Here is a 14,271-nt window from a genome sequence, read left to right on the forward strand (position 1 = left end):
TCTCCCGACATGCCGCGGGCATGCCCCCGTGAAGGCGGGGCATCCAATACGCCGCGGCCTATCCAGCATCCACAACCATCTCAAGTACTGGATCACCTGCCGTCGCGGGTGATGACAGCGGTGTGCTGGACGAGAGCGCCCGCGCGACGCGCGGCCGCTAGCCCAACGGATTCCACGTGACCCCGCGGGGAAATTAACCGGCCATTAACCATATCCGCCGCATCGTTAACCATTCAATAATTGGGAACGAGTCGGCCGATATGGAGGCTGCAGTAAAAACTCAACGCCAAATGGTGCGCCTGCGGGGGCGCTCCTATGTGGCCTTCGTGTTCGTGCCGACCGTTCCGATCCTGGACTGGCTCCAGGAGATCGATGCGACGATCGCCCGCTCGCCGGGCTTCTTTGCCGGCCGGCCCGTGGTGATCGACCTGTCCTCGGTCGATCTGAGCCAAGCCGGCATCGGCCATCTCTTGACCAGCCTGCAGGACCGCAACATCCGCGTGCTCGGCATTGAAGGCGTGGAAGAGGCAAGGCTGACCCCGACGATGCCACCGCTGCTCTCGGGCGGACGCAGCTGTGTGGTCGAGCCGAACGCGCCCAAGAAGACCGAGACGAAGGCCGAGACCAAGCCGACCTCGCTGCTGCTCGAGGCTCCCGTGCGCTCGGGCCAGACCGTGATCTTCCCCGAAGGCGACATCACCATTCTCGGCTCCGTCGGCTCCGGCGCCGAGGTCGTCGCCGGCGGCTCCATTCACATTTACGGCGCGTTGCGCGGCCGCGCCATGGCCGGGGTCAACGGTCACACCAGCGCGCGCATCTACTGCCAGAAGATCGAAGCCGAACTGCTTGCAATCGATGGGTTTTATCAGACTGCCGACGACATCGACGCCGCCCTGCGCGGCCAGCCTGCCCAAGCCTTTCTGCAAGGCAACACCATGCGAATTACCGCGCTGAACTGACCAGAGGAGATTTTTGAAATGGCTAAGGTACTGGTCGTGACATCAGGCAAGGGCGGGGTCGGCAAGACCACGACCACTGCCGCACTGGGGGCCGCGCTCGCGCAGCGCGGCGACAAGGTCGTCGTCGTCGATTTCGACGTCGGCCTGCGCAATCTCGACCTCGTAATGGGCGCCGAACGCCGCGTGGTGTTCGACCTCATCAACGTAGTGCAGGGCGTAGCCAAGCTGCCCCAGGCGCTAATCAAAGACAAGCGGCTGGAGAATCTCTGGCTGCTGCCGGCCTCGCAAACCCGCGACAAGGATGCGCTGACGGAGGAGGGCGTGGGCAAGGTCATCGCCGATCTGCGCAGCCGGTTCGACTGGGTGATCTGCGATAGCCCGGCCGGCATCGAGCGCGGCGCCTCGATGGCCATGCGCTTTGCCGACGAGGCCGTGATCGTCACCAATCCGGAAGTCTCCTCGGTACGCGATTCCGATCGCATCATCGGCATGCTCGATTCCAAGACGGTGCGGGCCGAGAAGGGCGAGCGCGTCGAGAAGCACGTTCTCATCACCCGCTACGATCCCTCCCGCGCCGCGCGCGGCGAGATGCTGACCATCGACGACATTCTCGAGATCCTCGCCACGCCTTTGCTCGGCATCATCCCCGAGAGCCAGGACGTGTTGCGCGCCTCGAACGTCGGTACCCCCGTGACGCTGTCGAACGCGGACGGCGCACCGGCGCGGGCCTATAGCGACGCGGCGCGGCGGCTGTGCGGCGATACCGTGCCGATGCAGGTTCCGACCGAGCGCAAGGGCTTCATGGATCGTCTGCTGCGACGGAGGGCTGCATGAGCATGGGTCTGCTCCGGCTTCTGCGCGGCAACAAGGCCTCGTCTGCTCCCGTCGCTCGCGAACGGTTGCAGATCCTGCTCGCGCATGAACGAGGGATGCGTGGCCAGCCCGATCTGCTCGGGGTGCTGCGTGAGGAAATACTCGCCGTCGTGTCCAAGCACGTCAAGCTGGACCCGACCAAGGTCATCGTCCGGCTCGAGCGCGGCGACGATGTGTCGACCCTAGAGGTCGATATCGAGGTGCCCAACGATTTCGAGCGCAAGCGCGTGGCGGTCGCGTAGGGGACGCGGCAAGCGACTTTCATTGGGGTGGGTGAGAAGGCGGTCCGCCGGGCATGGCGGGCCGCCTTTGTCGCGAGGTAAGCGGAACGGGTCGCATGGCGAGATCGTTGTGGGAGACCCGCGGAGCGCCGCCGAGCCGGGCGCCGCGGTTTCCTTCAAACGGAGAGCGCCCATGATGTCCGAGCTCCAGGTCCACACCGTCGCGCGGCAGATGCTGGAACAGCATGGATTCGCTGCGATTGCGAAGGCCGCCGAGCAGGCGCAGGCCTGCGAGGGCCGCGGCGAGGCCGAAGAGGCCAAAGAATGGCGTCACATCGCCGATGCCATGAAGATCATGCGCGGTCCGCACCAGAGCTGACGACTTAAGCGCGGGCGTACTCAACGCTCGCCGCGATCGGTGGCTTGCGTCGAACGTCGATTCTGCGTCTGGGGCTGCGCCCGCTCGCCTGTGGCTTTGCAGGGAAGGGGTTCCCACGAGCCGTCCGGCGCCTGCTGATAGGCAGTACAGGGCGACGAAGTGGATTTTTCCTCGCTTCTCTGGGCGTCGGAATTCTTCGCCAGCACGGGCGCAGTCAGCACCGTGGCGGCCGCAATCGCGCCGGCGAAAACGAAATGGATATTCCGCATCAGGGCTCTCCGGTTCGAATTCGAAGAGGCCGCATGCTGTGGAGAATTGTGACGATTTTTGGTCGGGAGCGTCGGCTGTTGGCAGCGTGCTTAACGCTGCAACAGCCGCCTCGTTAGCCGCCCTTGCTGCGGATCAATCCGGCGAGGTTGGTCTTCTGGGCCTCGCACCAGCCGGGCATGCCGAGGCGGCGCTGGTCCATGTCGGTCGCCTGGGTGGCGACTGCGACCTCCGCCATCAAATCGTCGTCCTGCTTCTCGCCCATCTTGCCGCCGGTGTGCATCCAGGCGATCGCCTTGCGCACCTTCTCGGTGGTGCCGTCAGGCAGGTGCATCTGCTGCGCCTTCTGCACGAGGTCCTGATAAACGAGATCCGTGTTGGGGCACTCGACCTTGGCGGCGAAGGCCTGCAACACCATCGTCACATAGGTCGACCGCGGCGGCGCGTCGGCCGCCTGCGCCGGCGCGGCCAGCAGCAACAAGCCCGTCATCAGAAAACCGGTGCGCATCCTTGGTCTCTCCTCCGTTTTTTTGAGAGGCTAGCGTCCGCCGCGCTGCTCCGCAATGGTGCCGGGAGGCCATTGTCGTTCCTCGGCGCGGCGCGCTAGATTGTGTCCGCCGGCCCCGGAACGCAACATGAGCCTGTTCAGCACGCCATTCGACCCCGCACGCGACACCGCGCTCGTCACCGGCGCCGGCAACGGCATCGGCCGCGCGATCGCGCAGGCTCTGGTCGGCGAGGGCGTCCGGACCGTGTTTGCCGATATCAATGCCGAGCGGGTGAGGGTCGCGATCAGCGCGAGCAAGAGACCCGAACTGGCGGTGCCCTGGATCGGCGATCTCGCCAGGCTCGAGGCATGCGATGAGCTGCTGGCCGCCGCGCAGACAGCGCTCGGGGACATCACGCATTTCGTCCACAGCGCGTCTCCGCCCCGGCGAGAGGCGGACCATGCGCTCGCGGTCGATCGCCAAACCTGGCAGCAGATGCATGCCGTCAATCTCGATGCCGGCTTCCATCTGGCGCGCGAGATCGCGACACGGCTGATCGCGGCGAAGCGGCCGGGCTCGTTCCTGTTTCTCACCTCGCTGCATGCCGGCACGCCGCGCAACCTGCCGCACTATTCGACGGCGAAGGCGGCAATGGCGATGCTGGTGAAGGAGCTCGCCAAGACGTTTGGCCGCCACGACATCCGTGTCAACGCACTGGTGCCCGGCGCGATCGCAGCCGGCGGATTCGTCGCGGATGCCGCGCTGGCGCGGCACATTCCGCTCGGGCGCCTCGGCGAGGCCGATGACCTCGCCCCGATGGCGCTGACCGTCTTGTCGAACAAGCTGTCCGGTTACGTCACTGGCGCAGCCTTCGTCGTCGACGGCGGATTGTCGCTGACGAACTGGTTCGAAGCGCCAGTGGTTGACGTATAGCTAGCGCTGCCACGCAGGGACGGGATCGAGCGGCGTGCGATAGACCTCGTTGTGATCGCGGTCCGTGACGCGCACCGAGCAACCCTTCTGCTGGAGCTCCGGCTTCACCTGGGACAGCTCGGTCGCCAATTGATCGGCCCGATCGGAGGCGACCTCGATGTCTTCGAGGATGATTCCACCCTGGTTCTTGAACTCTTCACCAACCACAAGATCGAAGGAGTAGTAAGGCATCCGAATTCCCCGGTGTGACGACCCAAGTTTGAAAAACGAGTCTTCAACGGAAAGTCTCGACAGACCCAGCATGGTACCACTGAGTCGATCGTTTCGAATGAACCGGCCGCGCAATCTCTGTGCTTATGGCGCAGAAATGATGTGCAGCAAGCGGGCCCGTTAAGAATTTATTAAATATGCGGCGTGATCATAAAGCATGGAATTGCAACAGAACCGGGCTCCGGGAACCGGCAGTTGCAAGAGAAGGCCGCCGGCATAGATCCCGACGGCCTTTTCTCTTCGGAAGACACGCAAAGCATCGCTTCCCGTAATCGTCCGGACTCAACGCATTACATCGACTCGGACAGCGTAGGCGACGTTGCGACGCTGGTGTCGCGCTAGCGCAGCGGCATTGGCGGACGCACGACAGGTCCATCGTCATCGGCTACGGCTTGCGACGTCGCAACCGGCGGCGGGACCGCCGCAGCCTGCGATGGCGGCGGAGGTGCAAGCGGTGCTGGCGTATAGGCCGGCATGTAGGTCTGGCTTACGGCCGGCTTGGGCTTGCGAACTGGCGGCATCGCAGGCCGCGGCGGCAGCGCAGAGGTGCGCGCGCGCGGATCGGCCGGCTTGGTCTCAACAGCCACCGGCCTGGGCGCAGGCGGCTTCGCCATCTCGCGCGCCATCTGCTCCTGTCCGGCCTTCAGCTGGGCGATGTTGGCCTTGAGCTGCTCGATCTGCTGCGCCATCGCGGCGAGATCGTTCGTCATCGACTGCATCGATTGCGCGGTATCGGGCTGCGCTGTCGCGGGCGCGGCGGCAAGCTGGGTTGCAGGCGGCGTTGCAGATTGCTCCGCCGTTTGTTCGGCTGCCGCTGGTGCTGCGGGCGGGGCGGCTTGCGCCGCGGCGACGGGCGTCGTCTGCGACGTCGAAGACATCAGCGACGTCGAAGGCATCAGCGACGCCAATACCGGCGTCCATTCGGCGAACATTTGCTTTGCTGTGTCGCCATGCTTCTCCCAGCCAATCGCGGCAGCCGCGCTGCCGCCGGCGAACAGGAACGTGACGAACGCACCGCGCAGCCACTTGCCAACCGCGGATCGCTTCCGATGGCCGGCACCATCGCTGGCCGTCACGCGAACCGCCGTGTCGACCGAAGGTGCCGCGGCGGGTTTTCCGTAGACGACGTTGATGGTGGGCTCCGGCGCACGCGCCGGACTCGGAGCGAACTTCGGCTCCGGACGGGGCGCGGTCTCCGGCGCCAGCGCCGGTGCCGCGCTCCCCGGGCGCGAGGCCAGCACGATCTCGGGAGAAATCTGAACCGAGTCGTGCGGATCGTTGTCCTTGACCGTGTCCTTCACGATCTCATCGACGATTTGCTTGCTGTTCAGCGTCGCCAGCATCGCAGCTCCTTTGAAGCCCAGATGTTTAAAGCCTTGGTCGTCCGCATTGGCGCGAGCCGATCATCTGTTGTGGTGGGCCCATCCCAAGTCCCGGGGAGCACGAGTCCAGCCGGGTTTGACCAAAGCAAGGCAAGGAGATGGAGATGATGCGACGCTCTCCTGCCGTTTGTGGTGATGGAACCCGCCTTGTCGAACACGTGTAATTGTTCCGCGCTTGCCTTGTTTTTTGCACGATTTTGACAGCATGTAGTGGCGCTGGGGGTGCTATCCGCTATCGGGGGCCGGCGGTGCCAAGATCTTTAATCATTCTATTCGTTGCTGCTCTGCTGCCGCTCGGCGGTTGCATGCAGACGACTCTCTCTCCGTCGACCGACGCGAGCATGACACCGCGCGACCGGCAGCTGCTCGCGCATGCGCCTTACGCGAGGGCGAACGTGCCCGAGCAATATTTGCGCCACATCGTCGATTACCATCGCAAGGAGCAACCAGGGACCATCCTGGTCGATACCGATGCGCGCTATTTGTATTTCGTGCTGCCCGAGGGCAAGGCGATCCGCTACGGCGTCGCGGTCGGCGAGGAAGCCATGGCGTTCTCAGGCGTCGCCCGCGTCGGCCGCCTGGCAGAATGGCCGGACTGGGTTCCGACGGCGGACATCCAGGCCCGGCTCGGGCCATATCCGGCGCGCGTTCCCGGTGGCCCGGCCAATCCGCTGGGGGCCCGGGGAATCTACCTCTATGTCGGCAACAAGGACACGCTCTACCGCATCCACGGTACCAATCAGCCCGAATATATCGGGCAGGCGATCTCTTCAGGTTGCATCCGGATGCGCAACGAGGACGTCATCGATCTCTATGACCGGGTGAAGCTCAATTCGACGGTCGTGGTGCTGCCGCCGGGGCAGAACGCGCAGGCCGAGACGGGCACGCGCTGGCGCAGCTGAGGGCTGAGCGATCGGCCGCTTCTGTCGCTCATGATCATTGATCATTGCCAGCAATCGGCGACATGGGTCGTCCCGCGCCGTCTTATTCCGGCCTGGCGATCCGCCATTGCAGCGTCGTGGCATTGCCGTTGGCATCGCCCGGCGCCTTGTCGGCGGGCGAGGTGTAGAGCGGGCGATAACGGTAGGCCCACATCTTGCTGCCGTCGTTGCGGTTGATCACGGTGAAATCGCCGACAGCCTTGGCGTCGGCGGTCGCGGCGAGCGGGACCCAGCTCTCGGTGCACTTGCCGTTGCAGTTCGATGTCTTTCCGGTGGTGTCGCGCTCGTAATAGTAGAGCGTCATGCCTTTGAGATCGACCAGCTTGGGACCCTGCTTGGTCAGGACCACCTTCGCCGGCGCGATCGTCGCCTCAGGTTTCGGCGGAGGCGGAGATTCGCCGCCGCCATGGCCGTTTGCGAGCGCATGACCTGCCGAGAGCGCGATCGCCGCGGCCGCAACAACGAACCTGAACATCCGAAACCCCCGAGCCGCAAAGTTAACCGCGCGTTAAACGCCGAACGGGCCGACCGTAGCAGCCGAACGTTAGTTCCAGGTTTCGCGGCGCTGCGACAATGCGTACAAAACGACGGGCCTATGCCGGCACTTCGCGCAGCGGCGCGCGACTGAGCTCGTTGCCGGCGGCAATCGCCTTGCGCAAGAGCCGCATCAGCTCCTCGCCTTCCTTCGCGCTGAGGCCGCGCAGCATGATGCGCTGCGCAGACTCGACGGCGGGCGTGATCTTGCGCAGCGTGCGCCGGCCTTCGTCGGTGATCTCGAGCTCGCGCGCGCGGCGGTCGCGGCTGGAGGGGCGGCGCTCGGCAAGGCCCTTCTGCACCAGGCGATCGATTACGCCGGTGATGGTGGTGCGGTCATAGGCGATCAATCCCGCGAGCGTCACCTGATCGAGCCCCGGATTGGCCTTGATGGTCGCGAGCGCGGCATATTGCACCGGCGTGAGATCGAAACCGGCATCTGCGACTTCAGCCAGGAATACCGCGACCGCGATCTGCTGGAACCGGCGCGCCAGATGCCCGGGCATGTCGTTGTTGTCTTTCACTGGATTCTCCGTTTGGGCAGGGACGGGCCGGTCGTTGACAAGTATACTGATAGTCAGCATACTGAGCAATATCCAAAGAAGTTGGCGGGAGAGGTGCTCATGCAATTCCATCTGAATGGATTTCAGCCGGGCGATCCCGAGATTGCCGATCCCGCCGACCGCGTTCAAGCCTCGGGTGCAGCGGGCGCGGTGCCTGAAGAGGTCGATGTCCTCATCGTCGGCTGCGGACCCGCCGGCCTCACGCTCGCCGCCCAGCTCGCGCAATTCCCTGATATCAAGACCTGCATCGTCGAGCAGAAAGCAGGCCGCCTGCTGGTCGGCCAGGCCGACGGCATCGCCTGTCGCACCATGGAGATGTTTCACGCCTTTGGTTTCAGCGCGCGCGTGCTGAAGGAGGCCTATTGGGTCAACGAGACGACGTTCTGGAAGCCAGACGAGCGGCAGCCCAAGACGATCGTCCGCAGCGGTCGGGTCCAGGACGTCGAGGACGGGCTGTCGGAATTCCCGCACGTCATCCTCAACCAGGCCCGCATCCATGATGGCTTTCTCGACGTCATGCGGAAATCGCCGGCCAAGCTCGAGCCGTATTACAGCCGGCGCGTGCTCGATCTCGATGTCGATCCGACCGCTGCTGCCGCCGATCATGCCGTGACGGTGCGGCTCGCCCGCGTCGATGCCGGAAGCGAGGGCAAGATCGAAACGATCAAGGCGCGCTATGTCGTCGGCTGCGATGGCGCGCGCAGCACGGTACGAAAGTCGATCGGCCGGGAGCTGCACGGCGATTCCGCCAATCACGCTTGGGGCGTGATGGACGTGCTGGCGGTGACAGATTTCCCGGATATCCGTTTCAAGTCGCTGATCCAGTCGGCGAAGGACGGCAGCTTGCTGATCATCCCGCGTGAAGGCGGTTACATGGTCCGCCTCTATGTCGAGCTCGCCAAGCTCGAGATCGGCGAGCGCGTCGCCAATCGCAACATCAGTGCCGACGACGTCATCGCCAAGGCGCAGCGGATCTTGAGGCCGCATACGCTCGAGGTGAAGGAGATCGCCTGGTGGTCGGTCTACGAGATCGGCCAGCGCCTCACCGACAAGTTCGATGACGTGCCGGACGCCGAGATCGAAACCCGCCAGCCGCGTATCTTCATCGCCGGCGATGCCTGCCATACCCACAGCCCGAAAGCGGGGCAGGGCATGAACGTCTCGATGCAGGACGCCTTCAATCTCGGCTGGAAGCTCGCCGCCGTCCTGCGCGGGCAGTGCGCCCCAGGCCTGCTGCATTCCTATTCGGCCGAGCGCCAGGCGGTTGCCAAGGAGCTGATCGACTTCGATCGTGAATGGGCAGGGATTCTCGCCTCCGCCGCGAAGGCCGGCGGTGCCGATGCGGCGAGGACGCAGGACTATTTCGTCCGGCACGGCCGTTACACGGCCGGGACCGCGACGCATTACCGTCCCTCGCTTCTCACCGGCACGGCAGCACATCAGCATCTCGCGGCAGGTCTCGTGATCGGCAAGCGCTTCCACTCCGCGCCGGTGATCCGGCTGGCGGACGCCAAGCCGGTGCATCTCGGTCATGCGGCGCGGGCCGACGGCCGCTTCCGCATCTACGCGTTTTCGCCTGCGGAAGATCCCGCCGCAGCGGGATCGGCCATTCGCGCCCTGTGCAAGTTCCTCGCCGAAGCAAGGGAGTCGCCGATCAGGCGATACACGCGGGTCGGCGCCGACATCGACAGCGTGATCGACCTGCGCGCTATCTTCCAGCAAGGTCATCGCGAGCTTGCCGTCGAGGCGATGCCGCCGCTGTTGCTCCCGCGCAAAGGCCGCTACGGCTTGATCGACTACGAGAAGATGTTCTGTCCCGACCTCAAGAGCGGCAACGACGTCTTCGCCATGCGCGGCATCGACCGGAAAGCCGGCTGCATGGTCGTGGTGCGGCCGGACCAGTACGTCGCGAATGTGCTGCCGCTCGACGGCTTTGCTGCGCTCGCGTCGTACTTCGACGCCGTCATGTTGCCAGCGAATTGACGGTCCGGCTGCGCGCCCGGGTGCTTTGGCGATGAACGGCGAGTGAATATTGAACCGCGCGCGGTGTGCATTTCGATCTTTCGACGCGTGCGACCACCGTACGCGGAACGCCCGTTCCGCTTGCGCGTTCCGACTGGCAGAGGAGGAACACGCCATGAGACTCAAAAGCGTTTTGCTTGCCGCATTGCTGCTTGCCCCGACGGCCGCGCTGGCCGCGCCGGGCATCGTCACCGTCTCGACCGGCCTGCGTGCCGGACCGGGCACGGGCTTTCCCCTGGTCGACCGCATCCCCGGTGGTGCCCGCGTCAACATCCATGGCTGCCTGCGCGGCAATGCCTGGTGCGACGTGAGCTTCTCCGACGATCGCGGCTGGGTATCGTCGCAATATCTCGAATACCTCTATCGCAACCACTACGTCTATCTCCCCGATTATGTCGAGGAGATCGACGTGCCCGTCGTCCCCTTCGTGTTGACCTCGTATTGGTCGAACTACTATGCGGGACGTCCCTGGTATCGCCGCCACGCCTATTGGAATAATTACTGGACTTCGCATCAGCGTTTCGCGACGCGGATGACGCTTGATCCACGTGCGGCTCGTATCGGCCGCGCGGCAACGCGCGATGCGGCGGTCGCACTCGAGCGCAGCGGCGTGCACGCCAGGGGCAATGTCGCGGCCACCGCACGGGATGCCGTGGTCGGGCGGCCCAATGCGCTCGCCAAGCGCGACGCCGCGGTTACGATCGACCGAACCCGCGCCGCGCGGAATGAGCGCATCGCGAATGAGCGAACCGCCGTGCAGGGCCGCAGTCCGCGCGACGCGCAGGCGCGCATGATGCACGACCATGCTGCGAGCCGTGCTGCCGTGCGCGCGCAGCCGATGACGCGCGCCCATGAAGTGCCGCGCGTGTCGGCCGCGCCTGCAGCCCGGCCGGCGATGCCGCACGTCGCCCAGCCGAACGTCGGCCATGGCACGCCGATGAATGCCCGAGCGCAGATGCCGGCGCCGCGCGCGGCGGCACCCGCGATGCCGCACCCCGGCGGCGGCGCTCCGCACATCAATGCGGCGCCGCGTGGTGGCCCCCAAGCGGGCGGCCCCGGTGGCGGCCATCAGAAGCACTGACGTTGCTTAGGAAAGCCCGGCCCTTGCGCCGGGCTTTCTGCTTGTCGGACCCAGGTTCTCTGCGCATACAATTTAAGGAAGTTTTTCGCGAGCAGATTTCATCGATCGTAATATGTGTACTCAAAGCTGTAAGCATCCACTCGGGGCAGCGGGGCACGGGAGGATGACGATGAGACAGAGTCAGGCGGAGACGCGCCGCCAAAATGTCGCGAAGCGGTCGATGACCAAGGAGGCCAAGCAGCTGTCCAGCCTGATTGCCGGACTGCGCAAATCCCTCGAAGCGATCCACAAGGAACGGGCGAGCGCAAAGCTCACCGGCGCCGAGATGGGCATGCTCGACGAGCGCCGCAACAATCTGCAGCTCACGATCGCAGCCCTCGACGATCGCCTGTCGGCGGTGCAGGGGCTGATCAATCTCGGCCGGCCGCACATCATCAGGGTGCACTAGCGACGCTCGCGCAGGCGCTATCGGTTCCGTAGCAGTCGTGACGGCGCCGGGGGCCGATTCGGCACCATGTGACGACGCGCCTGCGGCGCTGCACGCTTGGCGGCAAGCAAACCCGCACAGCAGAGGCGCGTCCCTGATGCGGCGCGCGCTCATCCGGTTACCGGGCTGTGAGCGCGCCGGCGCCGTACTGCCCGCGGATGGCACCAAATTGCCACGCTCCTGGCGAATTGCCGCCAAAGCCCGCTGCCACGAGAGGGGCGGGGTGCGGGGCAACGCCAGGGGATATGCATTGGCCTACAAAATGGTCGCAGAACGCGACAACGAGAAGTATAGCTTCGCCCGCGAGAGCCGGCTGCTCATCGTGGCCAAGGCCAGGGTGTGGGCCAGCGAGGGGTGGCAGGTCGTCATCACCGATCAGGACGGCAAGGCCTATGCGCCGCCCGAATTCGATCAGCTGTCGGCGGCGTGACCGCAAGGCGGTCCAAGGGACAATGTTGATTTCGCTGTTTCGACCGGGGCGCGGCTTGATCGCGCCCTTGATTACTCTTGCCGCGGGCGCCGTCCTGACGGCGACGGTTGCAGCCGCGCAGAACCTTGACGCCGGCAAGTCGCCCGCAAGGCTCTTTGCCGACGGTTGCGCCAGTTGTCACCGCACCCCACGGGGCCTTGCCAAGGGACGCTTCAGCCTGACGCTGTCCTGGTTCTTGAAAGACCACTACGCAACCAGTTCCGATTCCGCCAAGGCGCTCGCCGCCTATCTGGAGTCGGTCGATGGGCCGCCACCCCGTAGTGCGGCCAAGCCTGGCGCAAAACCGCCGCGATCCGCGCAGCGTCCGCCCAAACCGGTGCGGGGCCAGTAGCGCGCACCGGGACTGCCGCGTCAATGCACCGTCGTCTCCGAGAACAGGTTGATCACCACGACCCCGGACACGATCAAGGCGATGCCGACGAAGGCGGCGCCGTCGAGCATCTGGCGGAATAGCACGAAGGAGACCGTGGCGGTCAGGATGATGCCGACGCCGCCCCAGATCGCATAGGCGATGCTCAGGGGGATGATGCGGATTGCCGCCGACAGCGCATAGAACGAGGCGACATAGAACAGCACCATCGCCAAGGTCGGCCAGGGCCGCGTGAACTGAGCGGATTGCTGCAGGAAGGCGGACGCCGTGACTTCGAACACGATGGCAAGTGCGAGCGCCGCGTAAGCATTGAAGGCGGAGGTCATGAGCCTCTCGGCGTAAGAAGATTCTGCGCGGTATACGTCGAGCCCCTGGAACGGGCTTTTGCCGTGAGCAGGTAACACGTGTGAGTGACGAACCTGCGACACCGATTGGAATGCGGACACGACGGTGACGCCGCCGAGGCAACGAAGCCGCCGCGCGTTCCATCGCGTGGCGGCTCGAGATGCCGCGGTGCGTCGACACCGCGTCAGTTGATCCGCACCGACAGTTCGACGTCTTCGACAAAGGCCGTGGACATGTAGCCGTTTCCCGGCTTGCGCATACGCGCCAGATAGTCGGGGCTGTCGTCGGCGTTATCGGCGACGATGATCGCGCCCGGCCTGAGATGGCGTTCGAGCAGATCCAGAATATCCGAGTAGAGCGCCTTGGCACCATCGAGCAGCACGAGGTCGATCGTATCGGGCAGATCGGCACTGAGGGTCTTCAGCGCATCGCCTTCGCGGATTTCCACGAGGTCGATCACACCGCCGGCCGACAGGTTGTCCGCGCCCGCGCTGCCTTAGACGGCTCGAACTCACTGGTGATGAGGCGGCCGCCGCCATTGTCACGCAGAGCTGCAGCAAGATGCAGGGTCGAGATGCCGAACGAGGTGCCGAACTCGACGATCGCCTTGGCGCGGGAGCTGCGGGCCAGCATGTAGAGCAGGCTGCCGGTCTCGCGCGAGACCGCGAGCGGAGCGTCCCTCAGGCGTCCATAGAGATCGCGGTAAGCGGTCTTGCTGCGCATCATCCGTGCCCGGTCGGCATCGGACAAGTCGGCGATAGCGGCCAGCGTTGCGCTGCTTGCAGCTTCGGCCTCGTCGAACAGTCGATCCAGCAGCGGCGTAAGCGATGTGATGGTTGGGGTGGTCATTTGGCGTCTCCAGGGTTCGCAGCGAAGCGCGTGCTTGCGCGGAGACTGAAATACGACTAATTCGTCGCATTTCCTATTCGCATTGCTCGCAGGCATCATGGCCGACCGTCGAAGCCGTTCAATTTCCTCGCGAAAACAGCCGCAACAGGCCCGCTCCACCGGGCTGGTGGCGGCCATCCTGGATGCCGCTGTTCAGGTCTTGGCGAAGGAGGGGGCGCAGCGTTTCACGACGGCGAGGGTGGCGGACCGGGCCGGGGTGAGCGTTGGATCGCTCTACCAATATTTTCCGAACAAGGCGGCGATCCTGTTCCGCCTCCAGAGCGACGAGTGGCGGCGCACCAGCGAGCTCCTGCGCGGCATCCTGGCGAACCGGGCGACGCCCCCGCTGGCGCGGCTGCGCGCATTGGTCCATGCCTTCATCCGCTCCGAATGCGAGGAGGCTGCGATTCGCGTCGCGCTCAGCGATGCCGCACCGCTCTATCGCGACGCGCCGGAGGCGCAGGATGCGCGGGCGGCCGGCGAGGGCATCGTCGCCGCCTTCATGCGGGAGGCGCTGCCCAAAGCCTCGGATGCGACGCGCACCCTCGCCGGCGAGCTGATCACGACGACGCTCAGCGAGGTCGGCAAAAGTTTTTCGGAAGAGACACGGAGCGAGGCGGAGATCGCAGCCTATGCTGATGCCATGGCCGACATGTTCTGCGCCTATCTTAGAAGGCTGGCGCGGCGCTGAGGCATTGCCCGCACGTGCTGCCGCAATCCTGTAGCTAGGATGGAGGTGCGCTCTATTTCGGCTATGATTGCTGCACTTGCCTCGCGT

General features: G+C 65.0%; 19 protein-coding genes and 1 pseudogene. 12 read left to right on the top strand and 8 right to left on the bottom strand.

All coding sequences use genetic code 11. The features are described from left to right. Positions 1 to 260 precede the first annotated feature (260 nt). From minC to IVA98_RS03045, 4 genes are all read left to right on the top strand, one after another. A complete protein-coding gene (gene minC / locus IVA98_RS03030) occupies positions 261 to 959 on the top strand; it encodes a septum site-determining protein MinC (protein WP_247277291.1) in 699 nt (232 codons plus the stop codon). Between the two features lie 18 nt (positions 960 to 977). Beyond that, positions 978 to 1,793, top strand: coding sequence for a septum site-determining protein MinD (minD, locus tag IVA98_RS03035; RefSeq protein WP_247297223.1), 816 nt, complete (start codon positions 978 to 980; stop codon positions 1,791 to 1,793). Further along, positions 1,790 to 2,074 carry a cell division topological specificity factor MinE gene (gene minE / locus IVA98_RS03040; RefSeq protein WP_247297221.1) on the top strand — a complete coding sequence of 95 codons (285 nt, stop codon included), beginning with the start codon at positions 1,790 to 1,792 and terminating at the stop codon, positions 2,072 to 2,074. Before minD ends, minE begins: the two co-directional genes overlap by 4 nt. A 172-nt stretch (positions 2,075 to 2,246) precedes the next feature. After that, positions 2,247 to 2,432 (top strand): hypothetical protein, encoded by a 186-nt coding sequence (locus tag IVA98_RS03045; protein WP_247277288.1) that lies wholly within the window; start codon positions 2,247 to 2,249, stop codon positions 2,430 to 2,432. 20 nt (positions 2,433 to 2,452) lie between these two features. On the opposite strand, the gene IVA98_RS03050 is transcribed toward IVA98_RS03045, so the two are convergent. Beyond that, the gene (locus IVA98_RS03050; RefSeq protein WP_247297219.1) at positions 2,453 to 2,701 is read right to left on the bottom strand and encodes a hypothetical protein; all 249 of its coding nucleotides are present in this window, start codon (positions 2,699 to 2,701) and stop codon (positions 2,453 to 2,455) included. A gap of 113 nt (positions 2,702 to 2,814) precedes the next feature. Further along, a complete protein-coding gene (locus tag IVA98_RS03055) occupies positions 2,815 to 3,207 on the bottom strand; it encodes a hypothetical protein (protein WP_247297217.1) in 393 nt (130 codons plus the stop codon). A gap of 127 nt (positions 3,208 to 3,334) precedes the next feature. Here IVA98_RS03055 and IVA98_RS03060 point away from each other — a divergent pair, with 127 nt between their 5' ends. Then, the gene (locus IVA98_RS03060; RefSeq protein WP_247297216.1) at positions 3,335 to 4,120 is read left to right on the top strand and encodes an SDR family NAD(P)-dependent oxidoreductase; all 786 of its coding nucleotides are present in this window, start codon (positions 3,335 to 3,337) and stop codon (positions 4,118 to 4,120) included. Here IVA98_RS03060 and IVA98_RS03065 read toward each other — a convergent pair whose 3' ends face one another. After that, positions 4,121 to 4,351 (bottom strand): DUF6894 family protein, encoded by a 231-nt coding sequence (locus IVA98_RS03065; protein WP_247277284.1) that lies wholly within the window; start codon positions 4,349 to 4,351, stop codon positions 4,121 to 4,123. It lies immediately after the preceding gene. 377 nt (positions 4,352 to 4,728) lie between these two features. Further along, on the bottom strand, positions 4,729 to 5,733 hold the full coding sequence (locus IVA98_RS03070) for a hypothetical protein (RefSeq protein ID WP_247354266.1): 1,005 nt from the start codon (positions 5,731 to 5,733) through the stop codon (positions 4,729 to 4,731). Positions 5,734 to 6,077: 344 nt separating this feature from the next. Here IVA98_RS03070 and IVA98_RS03075 point away from each other — a divergent pair, with 344 nt between their 5' ends. Next, the gene (locus IVA98_RS03075) at positions 6,078 to 6,674 is read left to right on the top strand and encodes a L,D-transpeptidase (protein WP_249816776.1); all 597 of its coding nucleotides are present in this window, start codon (positions 6,078 to 6,080) and stop codon (positions 6,672 to 6,674) included. An 82-nt stretch (positions 6,675 to 6,756) separates the two neighbouring features. On the opposite strand, the gene IVA98_RS03080 is transcribed toward IVA98_RS03075, so the two are convergent. Both IVA98_RS03080 and IVA98_RS03085 read right to left on the bottom strand, forming a co-directional pair. Beyond that, a complete protein-coding gene (locus IVA98_RS03080) occupies positions 6,757 to 7,188 on the bottom strand; it encodes a COG4315 family predicted lipoprotein (RefSeq protein WP_247297209.1) in 432 nt (143 codons plus the stop codon). A gap of 118 nt (positions 7,189 to 7,306) precedes the next feature. Further along, positions 7,307 to 7,771 (bottom strand): MarR family winged helix-turn-helix transcriptional regulator, encoded by a 465-nt coding sequence (locus IVA98_RS03085; RefSeq protein ID WP_247297207.1) that lies wholly within the window; start codon positions 7,769 to 7,771, stop codon positions 7,307 to 7,309. A gap of 99 nt (positions 7,772 to 7,870) precedes the next feature. On the opposite strand from IVA98_RS03085, the gene IVA98_RS03090 reads away from it, so the two are divergent. The 5 genes from IVA98_RS03090 (at position 7,871) to IVA98_RS03110 (ending at position 12,221) form a co-directional block, all read left to right on the top strand. After that, complete coding sequence (locus tag IVA98_RS03090) at positions 7,871 to 9,793, top strand: FAD-binding monooxygenase (RefSeq protein ID WP_247334696.1); 1,923 nt, start codon at positions 7,871 to 7,873, stop codon at positions 9,791 to 9,793. Between the two features lie 154 nt (positions 9,794 to 9,947). After that, the gene (locus IVA98_RS03095) at positions 9,948 to 10,913 is read left to right on the top strand and encodes an SH3 domain-containing protein (RefSeq protein WP_247354267.1); all 966 of its coding nucleotides are present in this window, start codon (positions 9,948 to 9,950) and stop codon (positions 10,911 to 10,913) included. Between the two features lie 169 nt (positions 10,914 to 11,082). Beyond that, a complete protein-coding gene (locus tag IVA98_RS03100) occupies positions 11,083 to 11,361 on the top strand; it encodes a hypothetical protein (RefSeq protein WP_247277277.1) in 279 nt (92 codons plus the stop codon). A 262-nt stretch (positions 11,362 to 11,623) separates the two neighbouring features. After that, positions 11,624 to 11,830 carry a hypothetical protein gene (locus IVA98_RS03105; RefSeq protein WP_346657683.1) on the top strand — a complete coding sequence of 69 codons (207 nt, stop codon included), beginning with the start codon at positions 11,624 to 11,626 and terminating at the stop codon, positions 11,828 to 11,830. A gap of 22 nt (positions 11,831 to 11,852) precedes the next feature. Then, positions 11,853 to 12,221, top strand: coding sequence for a hypothetical protein (locus IVA98_RS03110; protein WP_247297198.1), 369 nt, complete (start codon positions 11,853 to 11,855; stop codon positions 12,219 to 12,221). Positions 12,222 to 12,241: 20 nt separating this feature from the next. Here the strand turns inward: IVA98_RS03110 and IVA98_RS03115 are convergent, their stop codons facing one another. Both IVA98_RS03115 and IVA98_RS03120 read right to left on the bottom strand, forming a co-directional pair. Beyond that, complete coding sequence (locus IVA98_RS03115; protein ID WP_247297195.1) at positions 12,242 to 12,586, bottom strand: DMT family transporter; 345 nt, start codon at positions 12,584 to 12,586, stop codon at positions 12,242 to 12,244. 203 nt (positions 12,587 to 12,789) lie between these two features. Then, a pseudogene (locus tag IVA98_RS03120) lies at positions 12,790 to 13,454 on the bottom strand (O-methyltransferase). 97 nt (positions 13,455 to 13,551) lie between these two features. Here IVA98_RS03120 and IVA98_RS03125 point away from each other — a divergent pair. Continuing rightward, the gene (locus IVA98_RS03125; RefSeq protein WP_247297191.1) at positions 13,552 to 14,184 is read left to right on the top strand and encodes a TetR/AcrR family transcriptional regulator; all 633 of its coding nucleotides are present in this window, start codon (positions 13,552 to 13,554) and stop codon (positions 14,182 to 14,184) included. Positions 14,185 to 14,271 lie beyond the last annotated feature (87 nt).

Source organism: Bradyrhizobium sp. 160 (assembly GCF_023073735.1).
Lineage (GTDB): Bacteria > Pseudomonadota > Alphaproteobacteria > Rhizobiales > Xanthobacteraceae > Bradyrhizobium.